The 15865-nt window shown below is 48.0% G+C and carries 15 protein-coding genes and 1 tRNA gene; 11 read left to right on the top strand and 5 right to left on the bottom strand.

The genetic code is table 11. The features are described from left to right. The first annotated feature begins 105 nt into the window (after positions 1–105). Entirely contained in the window at positions 106–891 is a 786-nt protein-coding gene (locus ACNA6I_RS19085) for a hypothetical protein (protein WP_053071968.1), read from the top strand. An 89-nt stretch (positions 892–980) separates the two neighbouring features. Here the strand turns inward: ACNA6I_RS19085 and ACNA6I_RS19090 are convergent. Next, positions 981–1053 (bottom strand) — tRNA-Ala (locus ACNA6I_RS19090). A 197-nt stretch (positions 1054–1250) separates the two neighbouring features. Between ACNA6I_RS19090 and ACNA6I_RS19095 the strand changes: the two genes are divergently transcribed. After that, positions 1251–1994 carry a GNAT family N-acetyltransferase gene (locus tag ACNA6I_RS19095; protein ID WP_048006965.1) on the top strand — a complete coding sequence of 248 codons (744 nt, stop codon included), beginning with the start codon at positions 1251–1253 and terminating at the stop codon, positions 1992–1994. A gap of 34 nt (positions 1995–2028) precedes the next feature. Here the strand turns inward: ACNA6I_RS19095 and nagB are convergent, their stop codons facing one another. Further along, positions 2029–2781: a glucosamine-6-phosphate deaminase gene (nagB, locus tag ACNA6I_RS19100; RefSeq protein WP_048013247.1), complete on the bottom strand. Its 753-nt coding sequence runs from the start codon at positions 2779–2781 to the stop codon at positions 2029–2031. After that, positions 2768–3970, bottom strand: a complete 1203-nt coding sequence (nagA, locus tag ACNA6I_RS19105; RefSeq protein WP_048013246.1) for an N-acetylglucosamine-6-phosphate deacetylase — start codon at positions 3968–3970, stop codon at positions 2768–2770. Before nagA ends, nagB begins: the two co-directional genes overlap by 14 nt. Positions 3971–4145: 175 nt before the next feature. Between nagA and ACNA6I_RS19110 the strand changes: the two genes are divergently transcribed. The 7 genes from ACNA6I_RS19110 to ACNA6I_RS19140 all read left to right on the top strand — a co-directional run bounded on the left by ACNA6I_RS19110 (position 4146) and on the right by ACNA6I_RS19140 (position 13198). Then, positions 4146–4871 (top strand): GntR family transcriptional regulator, encoded by a 726-nt coding sequence (locus ACNA6I_RS19110; RefSeq protein ID WP_048006962.1) that lies wholly within the window; start codon positions 4146–4148, stop codon positions 4869–4871. 75 nt (positions 4872–4946) lie between these two features. Continuing rightward, a complete protein-coding gene (locus ACNA6I_RS19115; protein WP_048006961.1) occupies positions 4947–5768 on the top strand; it encodes a Cof-type HAD-IIB family hydrolase in 822 nt (273 codons plus the stop codon). Positions 5769–6226: 458 nt separating this feature from the next. Beyond that, entirely contained in the window at positions 6227–8218 is a 1992-nt protein-coding gene (locus tag ACNA6I_RS19120; protein ID WP_048013245.1) for an LTA synthase family protein, read from the top strand. Positions 8219–8827: 609 nt separating this feature from the next. Further along, positions 8828–9580 (top strand): DeoR/GlpR family DNA-binding transcription regulator, encoded by a 753-nt coding sequence (locus ACNA6I_RS19125; protein WP_048006959.1) that lies wholly within the window; start codon positions 8828–8830, stop codon positions 9578–9580. Further along, complete coding sequence (gene pfkB / locus ACNA6I_RS19130) at positions 9577–10488, top strand: 1-phosphofructokinase (RefSeq protein ID WP_416313969.1); 912 nt, start codon at positions 9577–9579, stop codon at positions 10486–10488. Before ACNA6I_RS19125 ends, pfkB begins: the two co-directional genes overlap by 4 nt. Before the next feature lie 11 nt (positions 10489–10499). Further along, positions 10500–12368 carry a PTS fructose transporter subunit IIABC gene (locus tag ACNA6I_RS19135; RefSeq protein ID WP_048006957.1) on the top strand — a complete coding sequence of 623 codons (1869 nt, stop codon included), beginning with the start codon at positions 10500–10502 and terminating at the stop codon, positions 12366–12368. A 119-nt stretch (positions 12369–12487) separates the two neighbouring features. Then, positions 12488–13198 (top strand): MgtC/SapB family protein, encoded by a 711-nt coding sequence (locus ACNA6I_RS19140; RefSeq protein WP_416313970.1) that lies wholly within the window; start codon positions 12488–12490, stop codon positions 13196–13198. 1 nt (position 13199) lies between these two features. Here ACNA6I_RS19140 and ACNA6I_RS19145 read toward each other — a convergent pair whose 3' ends face one another. Further along, entirely contained in the window at positions 13200–13892 is a 693-nt protein-coding gene (locus ACNA6I_RS19145; RefSeq protein ID WP_048006955.1) for an MgtC/SapB family protein, read from the bottom strand. 97 nt (positions 13893–13989) lie between these two features. On the opposite strand from ACNA6I_RS19145, the gene ACNA6I_RS19150 reads away from it, so the two are divergent. Both ACNA6I_RS19150 and ACNA6I_RS19155 read left to right on the top strand, forming a co-directional pair. Continuing rightward, on the top strand, positions 13990–14919 hold the full coding sequence (locus tag ACNA6I_RS19150) for a DMT family transporter (protein ID WP_048006954.1): 930 nt from the start codon (positions 13990–13992) through the stop codon (positions 14917–14919). Next, positions 14903–15397 (top strand): GNAT family N-acetyltransferase, encoded by a 495-nt coding sequence (locus ACNA6I_RS19155; RefSeq protein WP_048006953.1) that lies wholly within the window; start codon positions 14903–14905, stop codon positions 15395–15397. Before ACNA6I_RS19150 ends, ACNA6I_RS19155 begins: the two co-directional genes overlap by 17 nt. Before the next feature lie 10 nt (positions 15398–15407). Here ACNA6I_RS19155 and ACNA6I_RS19160 read toward each other — a convergent pair whose 3' ends face one another. Continuing rightward, positions 15408–15593, bottom strand: coding sequence for a hypothetical protein (locus ACNA6I_RS19160; protein WP_048006952.1), 186 nt, complete (start codon positions 15591–15593; stop codon positions 15408–15410). Between the last annotated feature and the right edge of the window lie 272 nt (positions 15594–15865).

A 15865-nucleotide genomic window follows, 5' to 3' on the forward strand; every position in this document is an offset into this window, starting at 1 on the left:
AGATGGGTCCTGTTTATTCCATGACCTGTCTTTTCATGGCGTATAAAGACAGGAGGAAATAGCCTTCCGATTGTATGATGAAGAAGAAAGAAAGGGGTATCGCAGATGAGAATACAGTACATTACTATCTTACTGCCGGAACACAATGAGTGGGTCGATGCCTTGATCGGGTTCATACGCCCTCTTCAAAATCCCTCTTTGCAGGGAATCGCCAAGCCTGAAGTGAGGTTGATGCGCTCCTCCGTCAAGCATCCGGAAATCTGCTTGGAAGGAGGGGATGAAGACGCCCGTCTCATCTTGGAAGGGATGACCGTTTCACCTTCACCGATGGGACAAGGGGAGATCCCTCAACTGCCGGAATGCACCTGGGGCGTCATCAGCATAGAGGAGTGCGCAGATTTACTTCAGGATCTCATTGAAGGCGTGGACCATGTCGGCCTGAATATCCCCACGCGGCAGGTGGGGGAGAGGGAGTGGCAAACCTTCAGAACGTCCTTGAGTAAAGGAACATCCCTTTACCGGTATCCAGGGGAGGAATGGCCCTTCACCATTCCTTCAACAGACGAAGAATTTCATGATGACATACGGACTTTTTCATATGATAGGGCCCCGAAGTTTGAGTGGGTATATGATGAGTACGCTGATCTGCCGTATTTGCAGTTTGCCCTATATACAAAAGCGACGCGCAGCGAATTGGAGAAGCTTCTTCCATCGCCGGTTGCCTTTTCCATCCAGGGACTAGAGGATCATTTTCGATCGCTTTTCATAAAGAGCCCCTGGCCGGGATTGGGGATCCGGATGGATCTATACTACAGTGAAAAGGAAGATAGGCAGTGGAGGACCGGTGAGTGGCTGGTGCGGGAGGGAAGACGGATTGGATCTGCAGGATAATACTATAGAAGAAAAGCGGTATGACATTCAATGAAGAGACAAAAAAGAACGGCTTCCGTGGAAGCCGTTCTTTTTCTGTGTCGTATGTATGGAGCATAGGGGGCTCGAACCCCTGACCTCTACGCTGCCAGCGTAGCGCTCTCCCAGCTGAGCTAATGCCCCATGAAGAATATGTATGGCGTATTCCCTCACTGAGGATACTTTTATATTATAACGTCAGAGTGGGAGAATTGCAATACAAAAACGATAATTTTTTATGTTTGGCACAAAATGAATAGTCCATTCATTACGCGACCATTTATTGAATAATTATTCTATTATTGGTATGTTTTATGTATAAAATATCAAGGAGTAGAGGGATGAGAGAGCTTGCAATCGAAGAAGTGGAACGCCACGCTGCAGCATCATGGCCGAGTGTTCAATCAGAGTCCTTAGGAGATTGGAAGTTGCGTGCTACATACGGAGTGACGAAGAGGGCGAACAGCGTCCTGACAATCGGGGAGCCTTCCCCCGGATGGATCGAAACAACTGAGCATTTCTATCAAAAGCTCGGACTTTCTGCTATTTTTATGATTAGTGCTAGTTCCCCAAGTGGAATCGACGAAGAGCTTGAGCGGAACGGGTATGAAAAGATCGATGAATGTTACACCATGGTGAAAGAGGCTGGCATCCTGTCACCTCCGGATTTGCATGAAGGGGATATACTCCTGGTTGACGAAGCTGACGATGCCTGGCTTCATTCTTTTCTATCGTTGGAAGGTTTTCCAAATGAAAGGGCGTCTGCCTATCAAGCGATCTTTTCACGCATTAATGGAAAAAAAGCATTTGCTGTCTATCGGGAAGCCGGTCTCACCCTTGCCGTAGGTACAGCAGTCTGTGAAGGAGATTTGTGTTGTATAAGCAATATCGTCGTGGGTGAAAAGAGCAGGGGGAAGGGGATCGCTAAGAAGCTTGTCTCCAGTCTATTGGAATGGGGAAGAGCCCTTGGTGCCGGTTACAGCTACCTGCAAGTGGTCAAAAGCAATGCACCAGCCATCGGGTTGTATGAGAAGTTGGGATTCACCCCGCTTTCGTCCCACCATTACCGCATCAAAAGTGAATAAGAAAGAGGCATCCGTCGACCAGGATGCCTCTTTTTCATTTTTGACCGATTGTTTTCAGCTGATGGACCAACCCGAGGGCTTCTTCATCTGCAATGACCGTAACGTGCGGGTGTTGATTGAGGATGGATGCGGGAAAGTCCTCCGTGATTTCTCCTTCGAACAATCGTTTCATCGCTTCCTGCTTCGCCTTGCCTGAAACCAGAAGCACGATCTCCCGGCTTTTCATGATCGTGGCGATCCCCATCGTGATGGCGCGTTTAGGCACTTCCGCGAGGGAGTCGAAATAACGGGCATTGGCCTCCCTGGTAGAGGGTGCAAGGTCCACGATATGCGTCCCCGAAGCAAATGACGTTCCTGGTTCATTAAACCCGATATGCCCGTTTTCCCCGATGCCAAGAAGCTGGAGGTCGATTCCACCGGTCTTCTCGATCATGGCGTCATAGTCCATGCATTCTTCTTCAAGATCTTCCCTCGTACCGGACGGCAAATGAACGGCATCTTCCGGGATATCGATATGATTGAACAGATTCGAGTCCATGTAGTGATAATAGCTGTTCGGATCCTCTTTAGGCAGGCCGATATATTCATCAAGATTGAAACTGGTCACATCCCCATAGCTTGTTCCGTTCTGTTCATGATCATGGATCAGGGCTTCATACAGTCCTTTCGGCGTCCCGCCGGTTGCCAGACCAAGTACGGGCTTTTTGATCGATTGGATCTTTCCGATGATAAGGTCAGCTGCGCGCTGGCTCATTTCGTCGTAATCCTTCACTTCAATCAGTTTCATGGGAATCCTCCTTCCTCTCATATGCGAGCGTTCCGTTGCAGTATGTCGCCATGATCTTCTGTGCTGCATCCATAATCACGATGTCTGCATCTTTGCCGGCCTTCAGGCTTCCTTTGCGGTCGAAGACACCAAGCTGCCTTGCCGGATTCTCAGAGGCCATTCTGATGGCATTTTCCATACCGGCGCCGGTGAAGTCCTGAACGTTCGTGAAGGCGTGATTCATTTTCAGGACGCTTCCTGCCAGGGTATCTGGATCGAGCAAGGCCACTCCATCTTTTACTGTGACCATCTGTCCACCAAGGTCGTATTGTCCATTTTTCAGACATTTTGCTCTCATGGAGTCTGTAATGAGGATGAAGCGCTCATCCGTCACCTGTCGGTAAGCAATGTTGACGACTTCGGGTTTTACGTGTACACCGTCGGCAATCAGTTCGACCATCAGTTCCGGGCGGGCAAAAGCGGCTCCGACGACACCGGGTTCCCGGTGGTGCAGCCCGCTCATCTGATTGAAGAGGTGAGTCACGTGGGAGAGACCCGCATCGATGGCATTCTCCATTTGTTCATAGGTTGCACTCGTATGTCCCGCCGAGGCGACGATCCCCTTGCTGCGCAGGTAGGAAATCAGGGCGTGGTCTCCATCGAGTTCAGGAGCAAGTGTGACGAGCTTGATGGTCCCCCCGGACAATTGCTCCCATTTCATGAATGCTTCAAGGTCCGGTTTCAAGATGCTCTGTACGGGTTGGGCACCTGCGCGCCCGGGGTTGATGAACGGACCTTCCAGATGGATGCCGAGGATCTCTGCCTGTCCCGCATGCTGATGCCGCTCCATATAGTCACGGACATTTTTCAGGGCATCCTCGATGACTGCTCTCTTCTCTGTGATCGTGGTGGCCAGGAAGCTGGTCGTCCCTTCCGCTGGAAGGATGGCTGTCATGACATCGAGGCTTTCCTTTGTAGCGTCCATCGTATCGGACCCATTTGCTCCGTGAATGTGTACATCGATCAGTCCCGGTATGATGGAATACTCCGTCGGCACTTGGACCACTTCGCAGCCTTCCATCGAATGAAGTTCTTGTTTGCTGCCCATGGAGGAGATCGATCCGTCTTCGATTTTCATGTAGCCTTCCTGAATGACCCCGTCTTCCCCATAAATGGTGCCGCCAAGAAGAATGATGGGTTTGCTGTTCATACGTATCCGCTCCTTTGTTGCGTTGTTACTCTTATTATACAATAAAAAGTATAGATGTCTATACCAGTTTGGTTTTGCGGAAGACATTGAATATCTGCAGGAATAAGAAGAAGTGGTCTATACATGCTGAATGTGCTACGATAGGGGAAACGAATGGAACGGAAGGAGAAGATCGATGATCAATAAACAATCGCCTCTTCCTTTATATTACCAACTCGAGGAATACCTTAAACAACAGATTGAATCCGGGGAATGGAAGCCCGGTGATATCATGCCCTCCGAGAGGGAGCTTTCAGAAGAGTTCAAAATCAGCAGGATGACGGTGCGGCAAGCCCTGACCAATCTGGTGAACCAGAACATCCTCTTCAGGGAAAAGGGGCGAGGGACGTTTGTTTCCCACCGTAAGTTTGAACAAAACCTCCAAGGGTTGACGAGCTTCAGCGAAGACATGGAGCGGCGCGGATTGGCTTCGGGAAGCAAGCTTCTTTACTTCGAACAGGTGAAGGCCGGGGAGCAAGTGGCGGAGGCGCTCGCCATTTCGCCGGGGGACCCCGTCTATAAGTTGAAGCGGATCCGTCTTGCCGATCAAGAGCCGCTTGCGGTTGAGACAAGTTATAACCCAGTGAGCCTTTTCCCGGAGCTTGATCAAAAGATCTTCGAAAAATCGTTATATCATTATATAGAAGAAAATCGACAGATGAGGATCAGCCACGGGACACAAACCGTGGAAGCGGCCCTCGTGACAGATGAGGATGCCCAACATCTCATGATGGAAGAGGGGCAGCCGGTCCTCTTGATTCAGCGGGTGACCCATCTCGAGGATGGAAGGCCGTTCGAGCTCGTCTGGTCGATCTACCGAGGGGACAGCTACAAATACCGGATCGAAATGAATCGGCGCTGAGGGTGTCTTCTCAACATTCATGAATCGTGTTACACTACTACAATCTTTAGCAACATGTGAAAGGAAGTTCATCATATGACCTATAAAATGATCGTTCTCGACCTGGATGACACCCTATTGAGGGACGACCAGTCCATCTCTCCTCGAACCAAAGAAGCGCTACTGCAGGCACAACAAGAAGGCGTGAAGGTGGTCCTTGCTTCAGGGCGCCCTACTTATGGAATGAAGTGGGTGGCGGAAGAACTTGAGCTGGCCCGTTATGGCAGCTATATTCTTTCATTTAACGGATCCAAGGTCATCAACTGCGAAACAGGGGAAGAACTCTACAGCAGGACCCTCTCAAAAGAATCGCTTCACCGCCTGTATGATATCAGCAAAAGGGAAGATGTGGGCATCCTTACGTACGTGGATGACGCCATCATCGTCGAAGAGGAAAATGAATTTGCCGATATTGAAGCCAAGCTTACCGGACTCTCAGTGAAGGTCGTCCCAAGCTTCAAGGAGGCGGTCGACCGCCCTGCCGTCAAGGCCCTCATGCTGAAGGATGCAGAGAGGTTGGCGGAAGTGGAGAAGCAATTGCAGGAGGAGCTTGACGGAGAGCTCAGCGCCATGAGATCCAAGCCGTTCTTCTTAGAACTGACCGAGCCGGGAGTCACAAAAGGGGCGAGCTTGGATATGCTGATCAAAACGATGGGGATCACAGCTGAAGAGGTGATCGCGGTCGGGGACAGCTATAATGATCTGACAATGCTGGAGTTTGCCGGTCTAGGTGTCGCCATGGGCAATGCACCTGCCGACATTAAAGAGATAGCCGATTATGTGGCCCCATCGAATATGGAGGACGGGGTCGCAGAAGTTGTCGAGAAATTCTTATTGAAGCAATTCACGCAGGTATAAAGGGGAGATGGGGCCAAGCAGGGCCTCATCTCTTTCTGATTTGTCCTATTATGATCCAGGGCACATATAATGAGTTTGGTATATTTTTCTCATGTAAAAATTGTTTGGGGTTTGTAAAATGGGGGAAATACCTTCTCTGATGACACATCGCCTATGGATATTTGTAGCAGATCTAGTACATTGTTGCAGCCTGATAAGCACCGTCCATTTTGCAGATAGTAAAGAAGTGTATCATCACAAGCTTTCCCCTTCAAATGTGACAAATTGTCGAATCCCCTTGAAACATTTTTGAGACGAATTACATTAAATTGTTATACAAAGGAAAATGATTTTTGTTATAATACATTCTGTTGATTCAATTGGTCTTTACATTCATGAAACACTCTTCATAAATCCAATCGGTCTTGAACCGAAAAATACAAGTCCAACCCAGGTTGACTTGAAAAAGGTGATGAAATATGAACTTCGTTAAAAATTTCTTTAAAACACAGTTTGAGGATCTCCGCACAGGTAAGCTTACGTTCTTTTTCATTGTCGTAGGATTATTCTGGGTCAAGACCTATGCCGTATATGTTTCAGAGTTCGAGTTGGGCATCCAGAATGCGATGCAGCATTTCCTGCTGTTCCTCAATCCGTTGAGTTCGGCGCTCCTGTTCTTCGCGATCGCGCTCTTCTGGAAAGGAAAAGGACGCAACGCGGCGTTCCTCGTCATCAATTTCCTGATGTCGTTCCTGCTTTATGCAAACGTCGTTTACTACCGATTCTTCAATGACTTCATTACAGTGCCGGTTCTTCTTCAAGCGAAGACGAATAACGGACTTGGAAGCTCGGCCCTTGAGCTTCTCAGACCATGGGATATCCTTTACTTCCTGGATTTCTTCATTATCATCGGCCTTATGCTCTTCAAGAAAGTGAAAGTACAGGAAAAACTGCGTTTCCGCTCCGTCATGGCACTCATGACATCAGCGGTTCTGATCTTCCTGTTGAACCTTGGTCTTGCCAATATCGACCGTCCTGAGCTTTTGACTAGAAGCTTCGACCGTAACTATTTGGTGAAATACCTCGGTATGAACAACTTTACGATCTATGACGTCATCCAAAACTCCAAGACCTCTGCAAAACGCGCGCTGGCAGACAGCAACGAAGTGTCCGAGGTCGAGAACTATGTGAAGGCGAACAAAGCTGAGCCGAACCCGGAATATTTCGGTAAAGCAAAAGGTAAAAACGTCATCTACATCTCCATGGAGTCCCTGCAATCCTTCGTGATCGGCAGAGACCTTAACGGAGAAGAAATCACACCGTTCCTTAATTCCCTCATTGATGACAAAGAGGCCATCTACTTCGATAACCTCTTCCATCAAACGGGTCAAGGGAAAACGTCAGATGCGGAATTCATCATGGAAAACTCCCTATACCCACTTCCGCAAGGGGCCGTATTCATGACGCATGCGAACAATACGTATCAGTCATCACCGGCCATCCTTAAAGGGGAAGGATACTCATCAGCGGTCTTCCACGGGAACTACAAAACGTTCTGGAACCGTTCTGAAATGTATCGCTCAATGGGATATGATCAATTCTTTGATGCCACTTATTACGATATGAGCAAACCGGAAGAACAACTTCCATATGGATTGAAGGATAAACCGTTCTTCGAAGAGTCCATCCCGTTGCTCAAGTCAATGAAACAGCCGTTCTACAGTAAGTTCATCTCACTATCGAACCATTTCCCGTTCGACCGTCATGAAGAGGATACCGATTTCGGTCAGGGTGATACAAAAGATGGTGTCGTGAACCGATACTTCCAAACGGCCCACTATATGGATGAAGCGCTGGAAGACTTCGTCAACGACCTGAAGGAAAATGGTCTCTATGACGACACTATGATCGTCCTTTACGGTGATCACTATGGTATCTCAGAGAACCATAACAAAGCCATGGCTGAAGTCCTTGGCAAAGAAGAAATCACCGATTTTGATAACGCACAGCTGCAACGTGTACCACTTCTGATCCTGAACTCTGGAGCTGAAGGCGGGGTCGACCATACGTACAGCGGACAAATCGACGTACGTCCGACCGTATTCCATCTTCTTGGAATCGACACAACGGATTATATGAGCTTCGGTCAGGATATGCTGTCCAAAGAGCACAAACAAATCGTACCGTTCCGTAACGGTGATGTGATCACGGATAAGTACTCCGACATCAAAGGTGTATGCTACAACAATGAAACGGGTGAACCAGTCGATGAGGCAGATGCCAAAGCCTGTGACGACGCAAGTAAAGAAGCGAATAAGCGCCTGGAACTCTCAGATAAAGTGGTCTATGAAGACCTCTTGAGATTCTATACGCCAGAAGGCTTCAAGCCAATCAACCGTTCAGACTATAACTACAACAATCCGAATCCGAAAAGCACCCAAGAATCAGACTCGGCTCAAACAGAACAATAACCAAAGAACTGCCTGGAAGATCCCTTAGGATCACCAGGCAGTTTTTTTGTATTCCGATTGTGTTTAAACAAGAAAATATGAGATGAAAAAGAGAACCAATCATATAAACCTGATTCTTCCGTGGTAATAAGAATGAAAATACTACAGAGTGGAATGAAGCGAAGGAAATTCGACTCTTCGGAAAAGCGTGCAGGAAGGTTCTTGCAGGCAGCGCCGAGCGACCTGCAAACACTCGTTCAGTAGAAAAATTAATCAAACCAAGAGAAACATGATCACCCCAACCAACGAAGAGGTGCACTTCACCCATCAAATAACCACAGAGTGAAATGAAGCGAAGGGAGCTCGACTCCTGCGGAAAGGCGTGCAGGTAAGACCCTGCAGGCAACGCCGAAGCGGCTTACCGCACGCCCCGCGGAAAGCGAGCTCCCGCAGCGAAATGAAACGAACCACTCCCATTTATACCTCCATTAAATTCTAAAACATGTTTATTTATGATAAACGATGATTGTTTTTGAAAGAATGTGCTCATTTATGAAAGAAAATGATTGATTTCTGTAAACGTTGTCATTATAATAAGGTATGCAAAGTGATTAGAAAGTAGGAGAAAACATGTTGACCGACGAAAGGCACCGCATCATCCTTGACCTGTTAAAAGATAAGGAAACGATCAAAATCCACGAAATCGTCGATATGACTGACGCTTCTGAATCTACCATCCGTCGTGACCTGACGCAGCTTGAACAGGAGAAATTCCTCAAGCGAGTACACGGTGGTGCATCCAGACTTCAGGGCAAACTGAAAGAACTGAGTGTATCTGAAAAATCTTCCAAAAACCTTCATGAGAAACGACTGATCGGTCAATACGCCGCGAGCCTCATAGAAGATGGAGATTGTATCTTCCTGGATGCCGGAACCTCTACGCTAAGCCTGATTGACTATCTTCCGCAGATGGATATCGTGGTTGTCACCAACGGATTGACCCACGTCGATCTTCTTTTGCAAAAGGGATTCAAAACCTATCTCATAGGAGGAATGGTCAAGCAGACCACCAAGGCGATGATCGGGAGCGGGGCTGTCGAATCCTTGAAGCATTATCGGTTCGACAAAGCCTTCATGGGGGCAAACGGTATCCATGCTCAATATGGGTTTACAACCCCCGATCCGGAAGAAGCACAGGTGAAACGGGTGGCGATTGAACTATCAAGGGAAGCCATGTTCCTCACCGATGATTCCAAATTCGGAGAAATTTCATTCAGTAAAATCGTTGATATAGATAAAGCAATGGTCATCACGAATGCTCTTGATGAAGAGCAAGATACCGCCATTATGAAACAAACTACGATAAAGGTTGTGACAACATGATCTATACACTGACATTAAACCCTTCGGTTGACTACATTATTGAGGTTGCCGATTTTACAAAAGGCGGCTTGAACAGGAGCGAAACCGAAGCAGCACTGCCGGGCGGGAAGGGGATCAATGTATCCCGAGTCCTTCATACGCTTGGCGTTGAAAGCGCCGCTTTGGGCTTTGCATCCGGTTTTACGGGAGAATATATCAAGCAATTCCTGCAACGAGAAGACGTCCGTACCGATTTCGTTGAGGTGGGCGGGATTTCCCGGATCAACGTAAAAGTGAAATCGGACGATGAAACGGAAATCAACGGAAGCGGACCGGAAATCAGCGAGGAACATCTGGATGAGCTTCTCGGGAAAATTTCTTCCCTGACAGATGAAGATGTCCTGGTGCTGGCAGGAAGCATCCCATCTTCCGTGCCGAAGACGTTCTATCATCAGATTGCTTCTCAGTGCCGTGAACAGGGTACCAAGGTAGTGATCGACGCTGAAAAGAACCTGATCGAACCAGTCCTGCCGCTTGCTCCTTATCTCATCAAGCCGAATCATCATGAACTTGGTGAAATGTTCGATGTGGAGATCCAATCTGAAGACGATGCGATTCACTACGGACGGAAACTCCTTGAAAAAGGTGCGAGGAACGTCATTGTATCGATGGCGGAAAAAGGTGCTTTGCTTCTTACCGGAGATCGTGTATTCGTCTCTTCTGTTCCGAATGGTGAGCTGAAGAGCTCGGTAGGAGCAGGGGACTCCACTGTGGCGGGCTTCCTTGCAGGGTTGAAAAAAGGGTACAGCATCGAGGATGCCTTCCGTCTTGGAACATCTTCAGGATCTGCCACTGCCTATTCCATCGGGCTATGCAGTGCAGAAAAAGTGGAGTCACTCTATAACGACATTACGATTACGGAGAAATAGGAGGTAAGGACATGAGGATTACAGAACTACTCACAAAAGAAACCATTCAGTTGAATATTTCTTCTGATTCAAAATCAGGCGTCATTGATGAATTGGTTACGGTTCTAGATAAAGCAGGTAAACTGCAGGATGTACAGGAATTTAAAAAAGCCATCCTCAATCGTGAAGCTCAAAGCACGACGGGGATCGGAGAAGGAATTGCCATTCCCCATGCCAAAACGGCAGCGGTGAAATCACCGGCCATTGCATTCGGGAAGTCGGTAGAGGGGCTCGACTATGAGTCCCTTGACGGTACACCTGCACACTTATTCTTCATGATTGCGGCGACAGACGGTGCCAACCAGACGCATTTGGAGGCCCTGAGCCGTCTTTCTTCCCTCCTGATGGATCCGGAAGTGCGCCAGGCGTTGCTTTCTGCAAAGTCTGAAGATGAAGTGATTACGATCATCAATACGCATGATCAAGAGGACGAGGAAGAAGCGGTAGAAGAATCTTCTTCCTCTTCGAATAAAATTCTTGCGGTGACAGCTTGTCCGACAGGTATCGCTCATACCTATATGGCCGCTGATGCCCTCAAAGCGAAGGCGAAAGAGCTCGGTCTTGACGTGAAGGTCGAGACAAATGGCTCAGGTGGTGCGAAAAACATCCTTACCGCGGACGAAATTGAAAACGCTCCAGCGATCATCGTGGCGGCCGATACAAAGGTTGAGATGGAACGCTTCAAAGGGAAACGCGTCATCCAGGTACCGGTGGCTGAAGCCATTAGGAAACCTGCGGATCTCCTCTCCCGTGCAGAAAAGCAGGATGCACCCGTATACAGCGGTGGCGGTAATAAAGAAGAAGATACGTCCAAGGAAAGCAAAGGGAAATCAGGATTCTATAAGCATTTGATGAATGGTGTATCCAATATGCTCCCGTTCGTTGTCGGCGGTGGGATCCTCATTGCGATCTCCTTCTTATTTGGTCCTGATTCAGCCGATCCTGATTCTTCTGAATATAATCAATTTGCAGCGATCATCAACACGATCGGTGGAAGCAATGCGTTCTTCCTTATGATCCCTGTCCTTGCCGGGTTCATCGCTTCCAGTATCGCAGACCGTCCCGGTTTTGCCCCTGGTATGGTCGGTGGTCTAATTGCAGCAACCGGTGACAGTGGATTCCTTGGTGGTCTTATCGCCGGTTTCCTTGCCGGGTATGTCACTCTTGGTATCAAACGCGTCACAAAGAACTTCCCGCAGGCATTGGAAGGGATCAAACCTGTTCTGATCTATCCAGTGTTCGCTATTTTCATCACGGGCTTCATTATGCTTCAATTCCTTGTGGAACCACTGAGTGCAGTCAACACTTGGCTGCAGAGCTGGCTTGAGGGTCTTGGTACAGGAAACCTTATCTTCCTCGGACTTCTCCTTGGTGGTATGATGGCAATCGATATGGGTGGACCGATCAACAAAGCGGCCTTCGCATTCGGTATTGCCACAATCGAAGGTGGGAACCTCGCTCCCCATGCAGCCATCATGGCTGGCGGGATGGTACCTCCCCTTGGTCTCGCTCTTGCGACAACCTTCTTTAAAAGCAAGTTCAATGAAAATGAACGGAAAGCAGGAATTCCGGCATACTTCATGGGTGCTTCGTTCATTACAGAAGGAGCGATCCCGTTTGCGGCAGCAGATCCCCTCAGGGTCATCCCGTCGGCTGTTGTCGGTTCGGCCGTTGCCGGTGCTTTGACGATGGTATTCCACATCGGGCTTCCTGCCCCTCACGGAGGAATCTTCGTCTTCCCGGTCGTCGAAGGGAATGCGTTCCTTTACCTGCTGGCCGTCCTGATCGGTTCGGTGATCACAGCAATCATGGTAGGGCTCCTGAAGAAACCGGTGAAATAAAACGAAAGAACCAGGCGTTGGTGAGCCTGGTTCTTTTTATTTTGGTTGATGCCTTGTTTTAGAATTTCACTTGTTGGTTAAAGGTATAAAGAAGAAATCTTCAGGAAGGGGGGAGTCAGATGGAGCATTTAGGTCTTCCGCCATTGTCTCCGGAATTTATGATCGTCATCAAGCGGATCCTCCTCATCGTACTGTTGAGCGGGTTGATCGGATTGGAGCGGGAATCGAAGAATCATCCCGCCGGTCTCAGGACCCATATTCTTGTGGGGGTCGGCTCCTGTTTACTCATGCTTCTCTCCATCTATGGGTTTCAGCCTTTCCTGGACGAGCATCCCGAGCTTAATGGATTCGATCCGAGCAGGATTCCATCCTATGTGATTTCAGGAATCGGTTTTCTCGGTGCAGGAACGATCCTCGTACACCGAGGTGTGACAGTCAGGGGGCTCACGACGGCAGCCAGCATATGGGTTGTTGCCGGTCTCGGCCTTGTTGTGGGGATCGGGATGCACTATGAAGCCATTTTTACGACGGCCATCATCGTACTTACCCTGCTCTTCCTCACGAGGGCAGAACAGTACTATAGGGGAAAGCTCAGGAAGAAACGGTGGTACACGCTGGTCATCCGGATGCAGGCAGGTGAATTATCGGCTGTCAGCACCTCCATGCAAAAACATGGCCTCGAAGTCGCCGAACTGGATGTTGAGCAAGGGGCCGGGCTAATCTTCTACTCATTCATGGTCTACTCGATCGGAGAGGATCCCATCCATACTGTCATGGAGGAATTGATATCCTGGAATGGTATTGAACAGGTGCGACTGATGAAAAAATGATTCACAGACTTTCGATTTCTACATCGATGATGCCCGGAATCTCCGAAATCGTATAATATATGTCCACGGTCTTTTTTCGGAAATCGACAATGATCTTCAATTCGAGGAGATGGAGATCATTTTTTAAATCCTTGATCCGAATGTTTTCGATCGTGATTTCTTCCGATTTGATCTGTTCGATGATGGACTTGATTTCCTTCTTTTGTTCTATGGTTGCTTTCAGGGAAAGCTCTTTTTCCCTGAGTCTCCTTGGCCCCAGATACGTGATGATGACCGGTATCACTTCCACTGAAAAAATCAATAAAATGACTCCAACGGTCGCTTCCCAGTAAAAACCCGCTCCGACGGCGATTCCGATTCCAGCGGCTCCCCAGATCATGGCGGCTGTCGTGAGACCGGAAATGCTGTCATTCCCTTTCCTGAGGATGACGCCTGCGCCTAGGAATCCGATACCTGATACAATTTGGGCTGCAAGACGTAGGGGATCCATGGTGATATTCACATGATCGGATTTGGGGGATACATAGGCAGCCTCGATGGAAACAATCGTCAAAAGGCAGCTGACGATGCAGATGACGAGTGATGTCTTCAATCCTACAGGCTTACGCTTCAGTTCCCTTTCAAGTCCGATGATCAATCCGAGTATCGCAGAGATGCCCAATTTTAAAAGCAGGGTGGTGTCAATCGGCGTCATCGTTCCCCCTCCATTTGATAAAAAGATATAGTTTTTTCATGAACGAAGTAATAAAATGAGGAAAATATCGTTTTCACGTTCAGGGGTGCTCTAACTCATGTCAGAAGCAAAAATCAATCCATATCTACTACTGGCGATCGGTGTCATTTCCGTATCCACATCCGCCATCATCGTCAAGTTTTCGGCAGCTCCTGCTGGAGTGCTGGCATTTTATCGCCTTTTCTTCACGGTCCTGCTCATGACACCGTTTTTTCTCCTACACTATGTAAAAGAACTGAAACTTATTACCGTTAAGGACTGGGGTCTCTGCCTTCTCGCAGGCGGCTTCCTCGCTTTTCATTTCATCCTATGGTTTGAATCCCTCAACTATACGTCTGTGGCGAGTTCCACCGTCCTGGTGACTCTCCAGCCGCTTTTCGCCTTCATGGGCGCATATCTCTTTTTCGGTGAAAAGCTTACGGGTAAATCGGTGGTGTCCGCCATACTTGCAGTATCCGGCAGTTTTGTGATCAGTTGGGGAGATTTCAAGATCAGCGGGACGGCATTGTGGGGGGATCTTCTTGCACTGGTGGCATGTGCCCTGGTGACGGGGTATCTTCTGTTCGGCCAAACCATTAGGAAACGCCTTTCGCTCATGACGTATACCTATATCGTATATGCCATGAGTGCGGCTGTCCTATTCATCTATTCGGTGGTCAAGGGTGATTCATTTTACCCGTATGCAGGTGAAGAATGGGTGTACTTCCTGCTGTTGGCTGTCATTCCTACGCTCCTGGGTCATACCTTGTTCAACTGGTCGCTGAAGTGGCTCAGTACTTCGACCATTTCCATGGCGATCTTATTTGAACCGGTCGGTGCAGCGATTCTGGCCTATTGGCTCTTATCCGAGAAGATTTTACTCACTCAAGTCATCGGTGCAGGAATCATTCTGCTCGGAGTGACGATTTTCCTTATGGAAGAACGGAAACTGAAGAAAGCAGTGAAAGAGTTGAGAAAGGTGGAGGGAAGAAGTGGAGTTCCGTTATAGAAAGGCGTGCCTGGCTGATGCGGGTGGGATTGCCGCCGTACATGTTGGAAGTTGGCAATCTACCTACAGGGGGATCGTATCAGACCGGTATCTGGATTCCTTGTCAGTGGAAGAGAAGAAGGTGAAGTGGGAGGGGATCCTGTCGGATGATCATCACACCCTTGTATGCACAACGAAAGACGGTTTAGTTGTAGGTTTTGCATCCGTCGGAAGAGAGAGAAGTGGTGAGTACGAAGGGGAGCTGTATGCTATCTATCTATTAAGGGAGTACCAGGGGAGGGGGATCGGCAGGGAGTTATTCTCTCGGAGCATCTCCTCCCTCAAGGCTCTTGGGTTTCAGGATATGTTCATTTGGGTATTGAGGGAGAATTCATCCAAAACGTTCTACTATTCCTATCAGACTGAAATGGTTAAAGAAGAGCCGATCATCATAGGAGATGAAGAGCATGTAGAAGAAGGTCTTCTACTAACCTTTTGACTGTGATGCTTTATGAAAAGGTATAAGTCAGTCCGGAAAAAATGACTGCCATCGTGGAGGAGAAGATGAATGTAAGCGCGGAACCAAGTTTGATGCCTGCGCTTTCGCTTATCTTCAGTGCTTGTATATAAGAATACGAAAACAGGTAGACAGCCATGATGAAGGATATGGCTTGTCCGATCGGCAGTAGTAGCATAAGTGAAGCAGCCCCTTTCAATGCAGTATGGAATCATGTATATGAAGGGCCTTTTAAAAAAAGAACTCTTTTATAAAAAAAGTTTAAAAATATATTGCAATAATAATTATAGCGTGATATATTAATACATGTCGCTGACGCGCAACGGATTTTACATAAAAAGAAGTTGACACGAATCGACGATATATGGTATATTTAGTTGGTCGCTTCAGAGAGAAACGAAGCGCTTACAATCCACTTGAACCTTGAAAACTGAACAAAACAAGACAAAT

The sequence above is a fragment of the Rossellomorea sp. FS2 genome (genome assembly GCF_047915635.1).
In the GTDB taxonomy this organism is placed as follows: domain Bacteria; phylum Bacillota; class Bacilli; order Bacillales; family Bacillaceae_B; genus Rossellomorea; species Rossellomorea marisflavi_A.